We start from the raw sequence: 14,239 nt of genomic DNA, 5'->3' as shown, positions 1-14,239 counted from the left end.
AAAAAAATCATAACAGCTTAAACATATTTCCCTAATTGGACGCTATATATAATGTAAACAATCTTGGGGGAGTGTGTTAATGAATTATAATAATTTCAAAAAGGATTTAATCTGGTTTTGGTTAATTGGAGCTATAACTTTAATTGGGTTAGTTGTCTATATATCATTCCAATATAAAGCTACACTCGACACAATACCTTTAATTTTATTAGCAGGAAGCATAGGTGGGTTTGCACATGCTTTGTATTTTCATGACAATAAGATCATTTATCCACGGAAAGGTAACGATGAACAAAACAATTGGTTTTCGCTAGGTTTTCTATCTGATATTTTACTAGGATCCATTGCTGGTCTTGCTGGCGCCCTTCCTTTGAAAAGTAATGATCCATTAGAACTCCTATATGTTGCTTTAATAAGTGGATTTGGCGGGGGAGCATTTTTAAAAAGTGTACAAGGAAAAATTAACAGTGATAATGATAATTTTTCCGATACCGATTCAAGTACCATCAGCCTCAACATACCATCAGAAATAACACTTCCAAAAGGGCAGTCAACAAATGCATTCGTAAAACTGGGAAACATTGAATTGAAAGATTTCACTAAAGAAGTAACATGGTCATCAAGTGATCAATCAATTGCTTCTGTAACTGATGAAGGTGAAATTAATGCGTTAGGAATTGGGGATGCGACTATCTCAGCTACAATCCCAGGTGATGAAAGCCTTAAGGCAAACTGTAAAGTAACAGTCTATTAAAATAGTTAAAAGAGCCAAATACGCAAGTAGTGTATAAAGACTTGCATATTTTAGGCTCTTTCATTTTATTCTTTATTTCTCGTTTTCGTAAAACAAATCCGGCTTATTTTTCACCTCTGTGAGACCATATCACCACTAGAATCAGTAATAAGGACAAAATCCCTCCAACAATTGATAATGTTGAATAACTTGAGCCTGCCACAATCATTCCCGACAAAGCTCCGCCGGCAGCAAAACTCCGTTTAGTATATCCTGTTCCAACTGCCTTGCGAGTGCTTGATAAATAGGCTTTTTCGTTTTATCAATCGATGGCCTCCAGCTCATCGGGTAGTTTTCAAAAGAATTAATTGGCATGATTCGCATCCTTTTTTCAAACAATGATATGATTGTGACGTTTTAAATATTTTATCAGTTCTTAAACTAGAAAGCTTTTTAACTCATCAAACTGTTCCTTTGCGTCATTCCAACCCAATTCGTAAAGGTTTTCTAGTCGTTCCTTGTTCCGTTCGACCCTTCCAACCGGCATCTCAATGCTTGGTCTTAAAACAAATAAGTTTCCAAGTTCTTCTTGTCTATGAATATATTCCAGGGTTTCATTATAGTGCTTATACCGCACTTTTATCCGGTCATTTATTTTAGGATGCCGTTTATATTTGAAAATTGAAGACATTTTACTTGGCCGTTTAAAATAGCCCTTTGGTTTCGTTAAGATAATCACATTTTTTTCATAACCATCATTCTCCGCCTTTTTTACAGGTATCGGGTCCGAAATCCCGCCGTCTAAAAGGTATCGGTTATTGTATTCAACACTCGAGGCAACAAATGGCAGTGAGCTTGATGCTCTCAATAGTTTGACAATATGTTCACTGTGATCCTCTTTTTCAAAATAAACAGGCTCACCTGTTTCACAATCTGTTGCTACAATTACAAATTGCTCAGGACTTTGGATAAAGGTATCCATGTCAAAGGGTACTAATTTATTTGGAATTTCATCAAAAATAAAGTCCATTCCGAACAGTTCCCGTTTTTTTATGAAATTCGCTAATGATAAATAACGCTTATCCTCGATGTAGCCAAGGTTTACCCTCTTGTTTCGTCCTGATTGTCTTGAAAGATATGAAGCACCCATACAAGCTCCTGCAGATACCCCAATTATGTAGGGGAAATATAAATTTTGACTCATAAAATATTCAAGTACTCCCGCCGTATATAATCCGCGCATGCCGCCACCTTCAAGCACTAGTCCCGCATTTATCATCGTCTACTCCCTCGATTCAATCTTAATTTAAGGTCTTTTCTAAAATATTACCCATTCTATCAGAGATACTTTGGATACGTAAATTTTTTAACTTTCAAAGAAATTCCTGGGTATTGGAATATGGGACTAAAATCTAGTTCACCGTCTTTTTTTAATAACAAACCTACCTACATGAAAAAGGCACTGATATTAGTGCCTTTAATTATCTTATGGTGCTATAAGTAACTCTCATCATTAAAACATCCTGGGGAATTGTTTTATAATTGCATTTGTTATCGTATCCGCCATTTGTAAAGCTTCCTCTTCAATCTTATTAAACACAGCAATACTTGATTGAAATTTATTTTGGAGTATAAATAATGCTTCCTTTGTAGTAAGTGCCAGATGCTCGAGAAACATTTCTTGGAATTCAACTCTGGATATAATCGGATTTATCCTGCTTAAGAATTCAGCAATTTCTTCTCCATTTGCGTACCATCTTCTCTCTGCATCCGCTATAGCTTTTTGATTTCCCGCTTTTGCGGCTTTTACAAGATCCGCAGCAATTAATAGATGTTCTCTGATTAAATTGCTAAACTTTGCTGCTATTCTATTTCCATAGAAAGGCTTTAGTAAATTGCCCATATCCGTAGCGTTTTGGAGTAACCGTGCGGTAACTGCGTCTATATCAGGTAAATCAAAGGCAATGCTATTGATTGTCATTCTTGTCCAGTACACGTGTTGTTCCCAAACCATACGCATAGCATTACTTAATCGAATTTCTTGTTCCTTATTTAAAGATTGGTTTAACCATGGTTTATTCATGGGTTCACCTCCCTGCTCCCTTATCATATTCAGTTTATTCCCAATCTAAAAAGATGCATGTACTTATTAACTACCATAATTGAACATTTTAATCTCTGACTTACTCCACGGGGCAAGCCCATGTGGTTTTACGGGCAATTTCTATAACAAGGCACAACTTAATATCAATATATAAACATCATGGAGGCCATGAGAAATGCCCACCGATAATGTTGAAGCGTTTTTAATTTTTAGCCGTACTAATCCAAATACTAGTCCGATTAATGCTGTAAGAATCACTTGTAAGAAGTCTTGACTATTTGGAAAATGCCAAATACCAAACATAAGAGCAGGTATAACGACTGCCCCAATATCCGAATTAGTTAGAGTTCGATACCGTTCCATAAAATAACCGCGAAACAGCGTTTCCTCTCCCATACCTGCACAAATCATATCAAAAACTACAGAATATATAATGATTCCAATTCTATTCTCTTTTGCAGGCAATAGTATGCCTTTATTATCTCCTAATGCTAAAACAGCAATAGTTATAACTAAATCAAGCATCACGAAAACTCCTACACCTATGAATACCTGTTTTGCTAATTTCTTCTTCTTAAATCCTAATGTACCAATAGGATTTTTCATTACCTTACATAAGATAAACGGCATTCCCAAAAGTCAAACATATGCCAAAGGTCGTGTAATCATTTTCACTATTTCATTTGAAATGTGAACAAGGATCATTGGGGCAATAATAACTATCGCAAATGTAAAAAATGTAGACAGTACCACTTCTATTTTGAATTTTCCTTTCATACAAGGAATCATTCCTTTCGCTACCCACAAGGTAGAAAATATAATAAAAGATAAAACTGTACATGGGATGCCAGTGGTTTCTATTAGATGGGGTGTCTTAAACTTGGGGATTAGATAATATAGAAAAAATCACCTTAGGATCAATTTCTATTAATTCTCTATAAGAAATCGTTTAGTTTCCAAAACTAGGAACAAGCTCCTCCTCCTTTCTTCTTTAATAATACCTGTTTTTACCAAAATAAAATTTGAACCTTTATTGAATTAACCTAAATCGTCATTTTGTTGAAAACTCACAAAGTCCTCGTGCTATTACCGATTTTCTTTAAATGTTTTACGGTTACTTATTTCTGAGACGTTAGAGAAAAATAAAGATATGGAAAAGCGTCAAACCCTTTTCTCCAAAGGATCTGACGCTTTTAAGTTAATTCTTCATTAAAGCCTTCAATCTCTTTTACTATTTTTAATGAGCCCTTATCAAAAACATTAACCACTCTTAAAAAATTATAAAGTTTGGGTAATGGAATCAACCGTAATTTCAACTGCAGCTCTTGACCAAGGGAATTTCTGCTTGATTTCTTCGAATTCAGGTCCTGATTTTACAAAAGTAGCAGTTCCTTCAATTCGAAACCCAGTACCTGGACCATGGAAACCATCTACTTCTTTGCTTCCAACTGCCATTTGGATTTTATTATTTTTTTCAAGATTTCCTTCTGTTGAATTCATTCCTCCCGCAGGATATAGTAATTTTCCGTTATCTAAAACTTGAATATAACTATTCCAGGTACAAACCAAATGAGGTTCCCCACCCCCTTGGGTTACAATGGATGCTACTCCCTCATACCTTAATACCTCTAAAAGTTTTTCAGGTATCATAATAAATCCCTCCCAAAATCTTTACTAACAGATCAATTATATTAGAAAATGCATTCTGGTTTTTGTGATAAATTTCACGTATATGAAAAAAACTTCTAGAACCAATATATTAATATCTACTCAAAGTGGTGGGTGATCATTGAATCAACAACACTCAAAAAGGCCTCGTTACTTGCAAAAAAACCACGACGACTGTGGTGCACAAGCATCTTTAAGGGCAGTTACAGAAAAGACAGACCCCACTTTCTGCCTGCCTTATTGCCTAATTTATTTGTAACTTTTCAGTATTACTATTTAGAAAACTATTTTAGCTTTTTTAATACAATCCACGATTAATGTTTTGAACTTGAACATCTTAACATATACGCGGCAACATAGTACCAGATAGTCTCGTAAGCAATCGTTTTGATCCAAGCGGAGTTTCTAATAAAAGCTGACCTTTTTCTTTACCAATAATAGAACCAATTAAAGCAGCATCCCTGCCCTCAGGAAATTCTCGCAAAATATCGATTACTTTATTCTTTTCCTCGGAAGCAACAATGAGAATTGCTTTTCCTTCGTTTGCCAGATAAAGCGGATCAAAGCCTAGCAAATCACAAACACCCCGTACTTCCTCTTTAACTGGAAGATCTGACTCTATAATTTTTATTGTTAAGTGAAAATCCTCAGCAATTTCAACAAGAGTTGTGGCCAGACCTCCTCTTGTGGGATCTCTCATGATCCGTACCTTGCTTGTATTCTTTAATACTTTACCCAGCATTCCATTTAATGAAGCACAGTCACTCTTAACAGGACTTTGAATTCCTAATTCATTTCTTGCGGTAAGAATTGCGACCCCGTGGTCTCCAATTGAACCGGAAACAATAATCGCATCTCCTTCTTCAAATGCCAGGCTGCACCCATGATCACCATCATAAACGCCAATTCCTGTTGTATTGATAAATACACCGTCTGCACACCCACGTTCGACCACTTTAGTGTCCCCTGCGACAATACGTACTCCCGTCCTCTTTACTTCCGATGCCATATCGGTCACAATTTTTTCTAAATCAGAAACAGGAAACCCTTCTTCTATGACAAAGCCACAGGTTAAGTAAACAGGCGTTGCCCCACTAACAGTCAGATCATTGACTGTACCGGCAACAGCTAATTTCCCAATCGAACCTCCGGGAAAAAAAATGGGTTTAACCACAAACGAATCTGTTGTAACAGCTATTTTACCTGTTGGAATTGTTAATGTTGCTGCATCAAACAAGGCTGCCTCGTTATCACCAAACGCTTTAATAAACACATCACAAATAAGCTGGTGACTTAGTTCACCGCCATCACCATGTGCCAAGCTGATAAACTTCTCCATTAAAAACTCTCCCTCAAGTATTGATAATAAGCCGCACAGCTGCCCTCTGCTGAAACCATGCATGGTCCGATCGGATTCATTGGCTTGCATGCTTTGGCAAATAACGGACATTCAGCGGGGGATATAAGTCCGCGAATGACTTCCCCGCAGCGACATTTTGTTTTTCTCGGTTCACCAACCTCAACGGTAAATCTTTTTTTGGCATTATATTGATCATATTCCGGCTTCAAATCCAATCCGCTATTAGGGATCACACCAATTCCACGCCAGGCCTCATCGCATTCTACTAAATACTTCTTCATCCACTCCTGAATAACGAGGTTACCAGTTTTGCTAACAACAGAAGTATGATTATTCTCAATTGAAACTCGGCCTTTTAATCCCAAATCAATCAATTTGTAGATTCCCGAAAGTAATTCAGCTGTTTCAAAGCCGGTTATGACACCAGAAATTTGATATTCATCCACTAGATAATGGTATGATTTCTCCCCAAGTACAATCGAAACATGGCCAGGCAGTAAGAACCCATCTAAATGAACATCACCGCTCTCAAGCAAATAGCGGAGAACAGGCTCAACAAGCTTTGTTGCCATCCAGATCGAGAAGTTTTTCACGGCTCTTTTTTGGGCCTCACCAACCATAAGAGCCAATATTGGTATTGTAGTCTCAAAGCCAATACCAAGAAAAATAACTTCTTTATCGGGATTTTCCTCTGCCACCTTCACCGCATCAACCGGTGAATACAAAACACGAATATCCTTCCCGGCAATTTTCGAATCCATTAGTGTTTTATTCGAACCAGGAACCCTCATCATATCGCCGAATGTGCAAATAATTCGATGCTCTCCTTCTGCAAGGGCAATCATCGCATCAATGGACCTTTGATCTGTAACACAAACAGGACAGCCTGGCCCCGAAATCAAATCCACATACTCTCTCAGAGATTGCTTTACACCAGTTCGTGCTAAGGCCATCGTGTGTGAACCGCAAACCTCCATGAAGGCGGGTTTGCGGCCATATTTCAACTGAAACTCTTTGGCTTTCTCGATAACGGATTCAACAAGCAGCTTACAAATTTTCGGGTTGTTAGACTGTTTCAGAATGTCGAGCATCAATAAGTTTCCTCCATTCTTCCACACTTTCCCTTGCATAATCTTCGTCCACTATACTCATTGCTTGTCCAGCATGAACAATTACATAATCCCCAAGCTCAACTTCCGGCACAAAAATTGTTCCAACAGTTGTTTGGGATCCCATCACATCGACAACAGCGCTATATTCCATTTTTTCCACTACTTTTGCCGGTACTCCCACACACATTACTATTCCTCCTTTTTGCTGCCGCAACAACCAGCTGGCCGTACGATAAACCGCCATCATTACAGGGAACTCTTTCTGGCAAAAGCACTTTAAAGCCAAGTTCTGATAATCCTTGTCCTAGTCTAGTTCGAAAAAAACGGTTATGCATACTTCCTCCTGATAAAACAACGGTTTTTACAGTTTCCGGTTCTTTCTTCAATAATTGCGACATACCATCAACAAGAGCTTGAACAACCGTCTCATGAAACCTGCTGCTGATATAAGCAGCTTCTACTCCGGAAAGTACATCCAACGCAATTACTTTGAGCATTTTGGAAAAATCAAATGCTAACAATCCACCGTCATCGAAAAGCCTATAAGGATATGGCTCAAAGGATTTTTTTTCATCAGCAAGCTCAGCCAGCTTGATTGCCGCTTCACCATCATAGCTGGAAATCCTGGTAATTCCGCAGATTGCGCTAACCGCATCAAACAATCTTCCGCAAGTTCCTGCCTGCACGGTATTCACATTGTTTTCTATCATTCTTTTTAAAACATCAATTCCCATGACTTTGTCTTCGAAAATTCGTTTAGCTGAATCACGTCCTTCATCACCAAGTAGTGACATTAGCATTGCTGCCGCATTTCTCCATGGTTCCTGAATGCACTTTTCATTTCCTGGTAGAGGTGTATATCGTAAATGACCTATCCGCTGAAAATTCTCGGTATCCCCATAGAAGATTTCAAATCCCCAAATATTCCCATCGAGTCCAAAACCGGTTCCATCCAGGATAATCCCATAGGCCTTGCTTTTGACACCATGCTCGTCCAGGCATGCAGCCATATGGGCATGATGGTGTTGAACCTCTATCACTTTTTCAAATTCATATTCGTTTACAAGATTATGAGTATAATAACCAGGATGAGCATCTGTCACAGCAATGGACTTAGGAGTTTGAATCCATTTTAATAGATGCTCCAATTCATTTTTATAATGGTTGATTGTCTCGATATTTCCCAGATCACCAATATGAGGGCCAACAAAAATTTGCTTATTCCTTCCTATTGTAAAGGTGGTTTTCTGCTGCCCTCCAAAGGCAACAATTCCTGAAACATCTTGATTTGTTACAAACGGATCAGGTACGAATCCCCTTGCACGTCTCAAAAAATCAATTTTCCCGTCAGTGACTTGGATGACTGAATCATCTACCGGATGAAGAATCTCCCGATTATGAATTAAATAATAATCTGCGATCCCATTAAGATAGGGCAGAGCATCTCGATCCTGAAACAGCATCGGCAGCCCCGATGGATTTGCACTAGTCATGACGAGAAATGGCAGGTCATGATCCGCCAGCAGAAGATGGTGAAGCGGTGAATATGGAAGCATGATACCGATGGATTCCATACCTGGCGCTACTTCTTTTGAAAGATGATAAAATTCATTTTTTCGAAGAATCATGATTGGCGCTTCCGGACTTTTTAACAAATCCCGTTCCGTTTCCGATACTTCCGCTATTTCTTCAACCTTAGAAATGTCAGCAGCCATAATGGCGAGCGGCCGATTCGGGCGGTTTTTTCTTGCTCTTAAATTAGCAACTGCTTGATCATTTCCAGCATCACAGCAAAGATGGTAGCCGCCAATCCCTTTGACTGCGATAACTTTGCCTGCTTTTAAAAGAGCAATCGTCTCCTGAATTGGATTTTCTGCGGCCATTTCCTGTCCATTAGCATTTAACAGCCTCACTTTTGGCCCGCATTTCGGGCAGGCGATTGGCTGCGCATGATGACGGCGATTGGCGGGATCATGATATTCCTTCTCACAATCAGGGCACATCTTAAACTCTTTCATCGTTGTATACGGCCTGTCATATGGAAGCTCTTCAATAATCGTGTAACGCGGTCCGCATTGGGTGCAATTGATAAAAGGATACTGATAGCGAAAATTTGTTGGATCGTTCATTTCCCTTAAGCAGTCATCACAAACAGCCGAATCAATCGGAATGACAAGTTCTGATGTTCCCGTTCGTTCACTTTCAATGATCGTAAATCGCTCCATGTTTCGTAATTCAGTTTCTTCGACCACAATCTCAACAATTTTAGAAAGACTTGGTGCTTTTTCACGCAAATCATGGATAAACTCCTGCAATCTTTCTGACTTGCCTTCAATGTGGATCTTTACCCCATCCATATTGTTTTGGACGGTCCCATTTAATTGGTATTCCTGTGCCAATTGAAAAACAAACGGCCTAAAGCCAACACCCTGAACCCGCCCTTTTAAAGCGATATTTACTGCTGTACACATTGTTGATAAGCCCCTTCGATCCAGGAAAACCATTCCGTGAGACCCTCATAGGTTCTAGCGGAAAGCGGTATAACTTTAGACTGCGGGTTGATTTCCGATAGATCCTTTTGCGCCTCTTCCACACTAAAATCAAGGTATGGGAGCAAATCAATTTTATTTAAAAGTACCAACTCCGTGCGCATAAACATTTGGGGATATTTTGGAATTTTATCATTCCCTTCCGGTACACTCAGAACAGCAACTTTATGATGCTGTCCTAAATCATAGCCAGAAGGACACACTAGGTTGCCTACATTTTCGATGAAGAGCAAATCTACTTCATCCAGGTCAAATTCTCCCAAACAAGCAGCGATCATTCGCGCATCTAAGTGACAGCCTCCATGGGTGTTAATTTGAACAGCTTTTGCCCCCATCGCCCGAATTCTGTCAGCATCTCTTTCCGTCGCCAGGTCCCCTTCAATCACGGCAATCCGATATTTCCCGGACAATTCCTTGACCGTTTCTTCGAGCAGCGTTGTTTTTCCTGCGCCTGGTGAGCTCATCAGGTTAATCACAAGGGTTTTTGTACTCTCGAAAAGCTTCCTGTTAAAATCTGCTGCTATATTATTGTTTGTTAATACATCTGTTCTTAACGTTACTTTCATCAACTGCGCATGGAGACACGCGACTTCAGTCGTGTGAGGAAATGCGCTCGGCATGAGGGCTGCCATTGGCAGCTCGAAAGCCGTTATCTCCATGCTCCCTCCTTTTTTGTATATTTCCAATTTTACTAATAATGTAATAAACTATAATTAGTGAAAAGAGGTGAATGCATGTGTCTACTATTACTGCAAAAATCCAAATTTACGTTTCAGATACAGAGCAAGATAACTTGATTGTGACAGCACACTCCTATCGTCAAGCATGTAATTGGCTATCAATTTGGGTATATGAAACCAAAATTTTAAACCAAGGCAGACTCATTGACTTATATTATAGAAATTTGCGAGAACAATTCGGTCTAAAATCCCAAATGGCACAGTCTGTAATGAAAACTGTTATCGCTCGCTACAAGTCTGCTAAGTCTAATGGGCATGAATGGAGTTTAATCACCTTTAAACTTCCAGAGTATGATTTAGTCTGGAATAGGGATTATTCACTAACAGATAATTGTTTTTCCGTTAATACCCTAAATGGAAGATTAAAACTTCGCTTTGAAAAACAGGGAATGAAACAATATTTTGATGGCACTTGGAAATTCGGAACAGCCAAACTTGTTCACAAACACAAAAAATGGTTCTTGCACATTCCAATGACAAAAGAATTTCCCGCATTAGAGTTTGTACATGTAAATAATATTGTTGGTGTGGACTTGGGAATTAACTTTCTCGCCACGGCATACGACAGTCAACATGAAACTTTCTTTTACAAAGGACGTACCGTAAAACATAAACGAGGTCAATACAAAGCTCTTCGCAAACAACTTCAAATGAAACAAACATCTTCTTCCCGCAAAAAGCTAAAACAAATAGGCTCAAGAGAAAACCGTTATGTGACAGATATAAACCATCAAGTCACAAAGGCACTCGTTGACAAGTACCCGAAAGGCACAGTGTTTGTTTTAGAAGATTTAAGCGGTATCCGTTCAGCAACAGAAAGAATTCGTGTTCGCCATCGTTATATTTCCGTTTCTTGGGCCTTTTACCAATTTCGCCAGATATTAGAATATAAAGCTCGACTAAATGGACAGCGCGTGATTATAGTAGACCCTAAATACACCTCTCAAACCTGTCCAAAGTGTGGACACATTGAAAAAGTGAACCGAAACAAAAAGATGCACACCTTTGAATGTCAGAACTGTCACTATCGGTCTAATGATGACCGAATTGGTGCAATGAATCTGTACCGCAAAGGAATTGAGTACATCGGTACAGTTACCATAGGAGTATGACTCTTGTGGTAGGGGCGAAGTCAACCGTCCTTATATTCCAACATACTAAGGTAGGAGCACCAATAAGTGCGTTTGTACTACTGGTTCGGAATAAGTCTAAAAGGCTGGTGTGAAGCGCAAGCACTGCCTACGAAGTAGGCAGAGACAAGCTCGTGACTTCAGTCATGAGTTGTTGACGGTTGATTACTCCCTTCATAGGATAAAACCTGAAATGTTTCCCCTGCCAAAATCCTTCCTGAAGGAATTTGGCAATTCGGGCATAAAGCAATTTTTTGTGTAGGGTGGTATTCTGTCCCGCAAATCACACATTCCGCTTTTGCCTGTTCGATATGAATGATTAATTGTGCATCATCCGAAAAAAAATGCAAATTTTGCTCACGAAAAATGGCAAATGCCATTTGGAGGGCATCAGGCAATGCGTTAGAGATCTCACCGACAATGAGTTCAACTTTTTTAATTTTATCTATTCCGTGTTGGGCAGCATCCTCTTGGACAAGCTGGAGGATATCTCCCATTAAGGACATTTCATGCATAAATATCACCTGGCTTTTTGTTCCTTCAAAAACCATTATAATTTAAAACATTTCCCAGTTCGTTATAGTGTTGTGACAATAAAAAAACAATTGCCAGATTGTTTTTCAATCAGTCTGTACTTCTCCAATCCTTGACTTGATTGATAACGGCTGCTGCAAGCTTCGACAATTTTTCAGATATTGTTTCTGTAAGTTCAAGGCCCAGTTCAAGGGAAGAAGGCTGCAAGCCGAACATTGCAATTCGTTTTGGATAGCGTTCCCGCAGCTTTGCTGCCAACAAAACTTCCTGAAATCCCATCTGATGTATAGACATTTTCACTCCAAAGTAAGCAGGAATTTCGTCTCCCTTTAACGAGATGATCGTACCTGGGTCTTTTCCGGCATTGATAGCATCAATGATGATTAAATTTTCCGCATCCTCGACCGGACCCAAGAGCTTCATTCCATCTGTTAAACCTTCAATGATTTCGATATCCTCATCATTTTTGAATTTTTCCTCTAAAATTGGCAAAAGGTGAATGCCAACACCCTCATCTGTAAAGAGGGTGTTGCCAATTCCTAATATGGTAATTTTCCTATTCATTTTTCCACCAGCTTATCCCAAACGGATTTCAGTTGAATTTTTTGTCTCTAAATCTGTTAAGTGTACGGCACAAGCTAAACATGGATCAAAGGAGTGAATAATCCTCATGATTTCCAATGGCTGTTCTTTATTTAACAGCTTCGTACCTTTCAATGCTGCTTCATACGCACCCAATTTCTTTTGATAATCCCTTGGCGAAGCATTCCATGTTGAAGGAACGACAGCTTGATAATTTTTCGTTTTACCGTCTTCTATATCAATCCAATGACCTAGTGCCCCACGCGGCGCTTCCATCCAGCCGACACCTTGAGCCTTACTCGGCCAGTTTTCAGGATCCCAATTCGTCTGATTTAGCGTTCCTTGATCACCAAGCTTAATATTTTTGAAGAGTTCATCCATGTCCTTTCTCATCCAGTCGGTAATTAACACGGTTTCAAGGCCGCGCGCAATTGTCCGACCGATTGCAGATTGCAGTGCTGATAACGGCAGGGCAAGTCTTTTCAACGTGTCATCCACGATATCGACAATTTCCTGTTTTCCAGCAGCATAGCCAACCATCAATCGTGCTAACGGCCCCGTCTCCATCGGCTGTTCCCGCCAGCGTGGTGCTTTGATCCAACTGTATTCCTTGTCTGTATCCAATGTTTTATATGGAGCTTTCGGACCAGTATAATTGAATTCAGTTTCACCGTAAAATGGATGTTTTCCGTCTCCCTCAAACTTTTTACCATCATATGTGTACCAGGAGCGATCAATAAATTCCTGAATTTGTTCGGGATCTTTTAAATCAATATCATGAATTTCATTTAGATTGCCATTTAAGATAATGCCGCGGGGCATCCGATAGTTTTTCGTATCATAAATATCGGTTGTTGAAAAATCGCCGTAGCACAAATAGTTATTTAAGCCACCGCCATATGTCCAATCTTTATAAAAAGAACCAATGGCCAGCAAATCCGGAATGTATACTTGGTTAACGAACTCATTTGCTTGATCAATCAAATCAGAAACCTGATATAACCGCTCTGCATTCACACCGTTTTCTCCATCAATATTCAGCGGTGTTGCCATTCCCCCCACCACATAATTGGGATGCGGGTTTTTACCGCCAAAGATCGTATGAATTTTTACTATTTCCTTTTGCCAATCTAATGCCTCCAGATAATGGGCAACTGCAAGGAGATTGATTTCCGGAGGAAGTTTATATGCTTTATGGCCCCAGTAGCCATTTGCAAAAATTCCAAGCTGGCCGGAATCAACGAGCTTTTTAATTTTGTTTTGCACGTCAGTGAAATAACCGACAGATGATTTAGGCCAGTTTGAAATCGATTGGGCAATTCTCGATGTTTCAGCTGGGTCGGCTTTTAAGGAATTAACTACATCCACCCAATCCAATGCATGTAAATGATAGAAATGAACAACATGGTCGTGAACAAATAAAGCTTCATTCATAATGTCACGGATTAAATGCGCATTTCTAGGAATTTTGATCTGTAACGCATCTTCAACAGAGCGAATGGATGCAAGGGCATGGACAGTCGTGCACACACCGCAAATCCGTTGCACATATGCCCAAACTTCACGAGGGTCACGGTCGCGAACAATTAATTCCAGCCCTCTTACGGCTGTGCCGGAACTAAATGCATCATTAATAACTCCATTTTCATCAATATCTACTTCTACTCGAAGATGTCCTTCGATCCTTGTTATTGGATCGACAACAATCCTTTCACTCATTATTTCCA

Annotated in this window: 15 protein-coding genes and 2 pseudogenes; 2 read left to right on the top strand and 15 right to left on the bottom strand. The window is 39.4% G+C overall.

What is annotated here, in order from left to right:
* Window positions 1-79 precede the first annotated feature (79 nt).
* On the top strand, window positions 80-754 hold the full coding sequence (locus tag RCG17_RS20325) for an Ig-like domain-containing protein (RefSeq protein ID WP_308171893.1): 675 nt from the start codon (window positions 80-82) through the stop codon (window positions 752-754).
* Between the two features lie 103 nt (window positions 755-857).
* Here RCG17_RS20325 and RCG17_RS20320 read toward each other — a convergent pair.
* From RCG17_RS20320 to hypB, 12 genes and pseudogenes are all read right to left on the bottom strand, one after another.
* A pseudogene (locus tag RCG17_RS20320) lies at window positions 858-992 on the bottom strand (MFS transporter); the annotation flags it as partial.
* A pseudogene (locus tag RCG17_RS20315) lies at window positions 980-1,108 on the bottom strand (hypothetical protein); the annotation flags it as partial. The pseudogenes RCG17_RS20315 and RCG17_RS20320, both read right to left, overlap by 13 nt.
* Window positions 1,109-1,169: 61 nt before the next feature.
* A complete protein-coding gene (locus RCG17_RS20310; RefSeq protein WP_308171891.1) occupies window positions 1,170-2,012 on the bottom strand; it encodes a patatin-like phospholipase family protein in 843 nt (280 codons plus the stop codon).
* Between the two features lie 234 nt (window positions 2,013-2,246).
* Window positions 2,247-2,816 (bottom strand): acetylglutamate kinase, encoded by a 570-nt coding sequence (locus RCG17_RS20305; RefSeq protein ID WP_308171890.1) that lies wholly within the window; start codon window positions 2,814-2,816, stop codon window positions 2,247-2,249.
* A 141-nt stretch (window positions 2,817-2,957) separates the two neighbouring features.
* Window positions 2,958-3,362 (bottom strand): CPBP family intramembrane glutamic endopeptidase, encoded by a 405-nt coding sequence (locus RCG17_RS20300; protein WP_308171889.1) that lies wholly within the window; start codon window positions 3,360-3,362, stop codon window positions 2,958-2,960.
* Between the two features lie 753 nt (window positions 3,363-4,115).
* On the bottom strand, window positions 4,116-4,487 hold the full coding sequence (locus RCG17_RS20295) for a pyridoxamine 5'-phosphate oxidase family protein (protein ID WP_308171888.1): 372 nt from the start codon (window positions 4,485-4,487) through the stop codon (window positions 4,116-4,118).
* A 116-nt stretch (window positions 4,488-4,603) separates the two neighbouring features.
* Window positions 4,604-4,696, bottom strand: a complete 93-nt coding sequence (locus tag RCG17_RS28390; protein WP_374120852.1) for a hypothetical protein — start codon at window positions 4,694-4,696, stop codon at window positions 4,604-4,606.
* 146 nt (window positions 4,697-4,842) lie between these two features.
* Window positions 4,843-5,844: a hydrogenase expression/formation protein HypE gene (gene hypE, locus RCG17_RS20290; protein WP_308171887.1), complete on the bottom strand. Its 1,002-nt coding sequence runs from the start codon at window positions 5,842-5,844 to the stop codon at window positions 4,843-4,845.
* The gene (gene hypD, locus RCG17_RS20285; protein WP_308175898.1) at window positions 5,844-6,956 is read right to left on the bottom strand and encodes a hydrogenase formation protein HypD; all 1,113 of its coding nucleotides are present in this window, start codon (window positions 6,954-6,956) and stop codon (window positions 5,844-5,846) included. Before hypD ends, hypE begins: the two co-directional genes overlap by 1 nt.
* Window positions 6,931-7,164, bottom strand: a complete 234-nt coding sequence (locus tag RCG17_RS20280) for a HypC/HybG/HupF family hydrogenase formation chaperone (RefSeq protein WP_308171886.1) — start codon at window positions 7,162-7,164, stop codon at window positions 6,931-6,933. The genes hypD and RCG17_RS20280 overlap by 26 nt, the downstream gene beginning before the upstream one ends.
* Window positions 7,118-9,448 carry a carbamoyltransferase HypF gene (gene hypF, locus RCG17_RS20275; protein ID WP_308171885.1) on the bottom strand — a complete coding sequence of 777 codons (2,331 nt, stop codon included), beginning with the start codon at window positions 9,446-9,448 and terminating at the stop codon, window positions 7,118-7,120. The genes RCG17_RS20280 and hypF overlap by 47 nt, the downstream gene beginning before the upstream one ends.
* Window positions 9,433-10,092: a hydrogenase nickel incorporation protein HypB gene (gene hypB / locus RCG17_RS20270; protein ID WP_308175897.1), complete on the bottom strand. Its 660-nt coding sequence runs from the start codon at window positions 10,090-10,092 to the stop codon at window positions 9,433-9,435. The genes hypF and hypB overlap by 16 nt, the downstream gene beginning before the upstream one ends.
* A gap of 170 nt (window positions 10,093-10,262) precedes the next feature.
* Between hypB and RCG17_RS20265 the strand changes: the two genes are divergently transcribed.
* Complete coding sequence (locus RCG17_RS20265) at window positions 10,263-11,378, top strand: RNA-guided endonuclease InsQ/TnpB family protein (RefSeq protein WP_374120851.1); 1,116 nt, start codon at window positions 10,263-10,265, stop codon at window positions 11,376-11,378.
* Between the two features lie 158 nt (window positions 11,379-11,536).
* On the opposite strand, the gene RCG17_RS20260 is transcribed toward RCG17_RS20265, so the two are convergent.
* The 3 genes from RCG17_RS20260 to RCG17_RS20250 form a co-directional block, all read right to left on the bottom strand.
* A complete protein-coding gene (locus RCG17_RS20260; protein ID WP_308171882.1) occupies window positions 11,537-11,911 on the bottom strand; it encodes a hydrogenase maturation nickel metallochaperone HypA/HybF in 375 nt (124 codons plus the stop codon).
* Window positions 11,912-12,020: 109 nt separating this feature from the next.
* The gene (locus tag RCG17_RS20255) at window positions 12,021-12,494 is read right to left on the bottom strand and encodes a HyaD/HybD family hydrogenase maturation endopeptidase (RefSeq protein WP_308171881.1); all 474 of its coding nucleotides are present in this window, start codon (window positions 12,492-12,494) and stop codon (window positions 12,021-12,023) included.
* 12 nt (window positions 12,495-12,506) lie between these two features.
* The gene (locus RCG17_RS20250; protein ID WP_308171880.1) at window positions 12,507-14,231 is read right to left on the bottom strand and encodes a nickel-dependent hydrogenase large subunit; all 1,725 of its coding nucleotides are present in this window, start codon (window positions 14,229-14,231) and stop codon (window positions 12,507-12,509) included.
* Between the last annotated feature and the right edge of the window lie 8 nt (window positions 14,232-14,239).

Source organism: Neobacillus sp. PS3-12 (assembly GCF_030915385.1).
Lineage (GTDB): Bacteria > Bacillota > Bacilli > Bacillales > Cytobacillaceae > JAEVLT01.
Note: the sequence above shows the minus strand (reverse complement) of the source record. Positions and strands in the feature narration are given on the sequence as shown.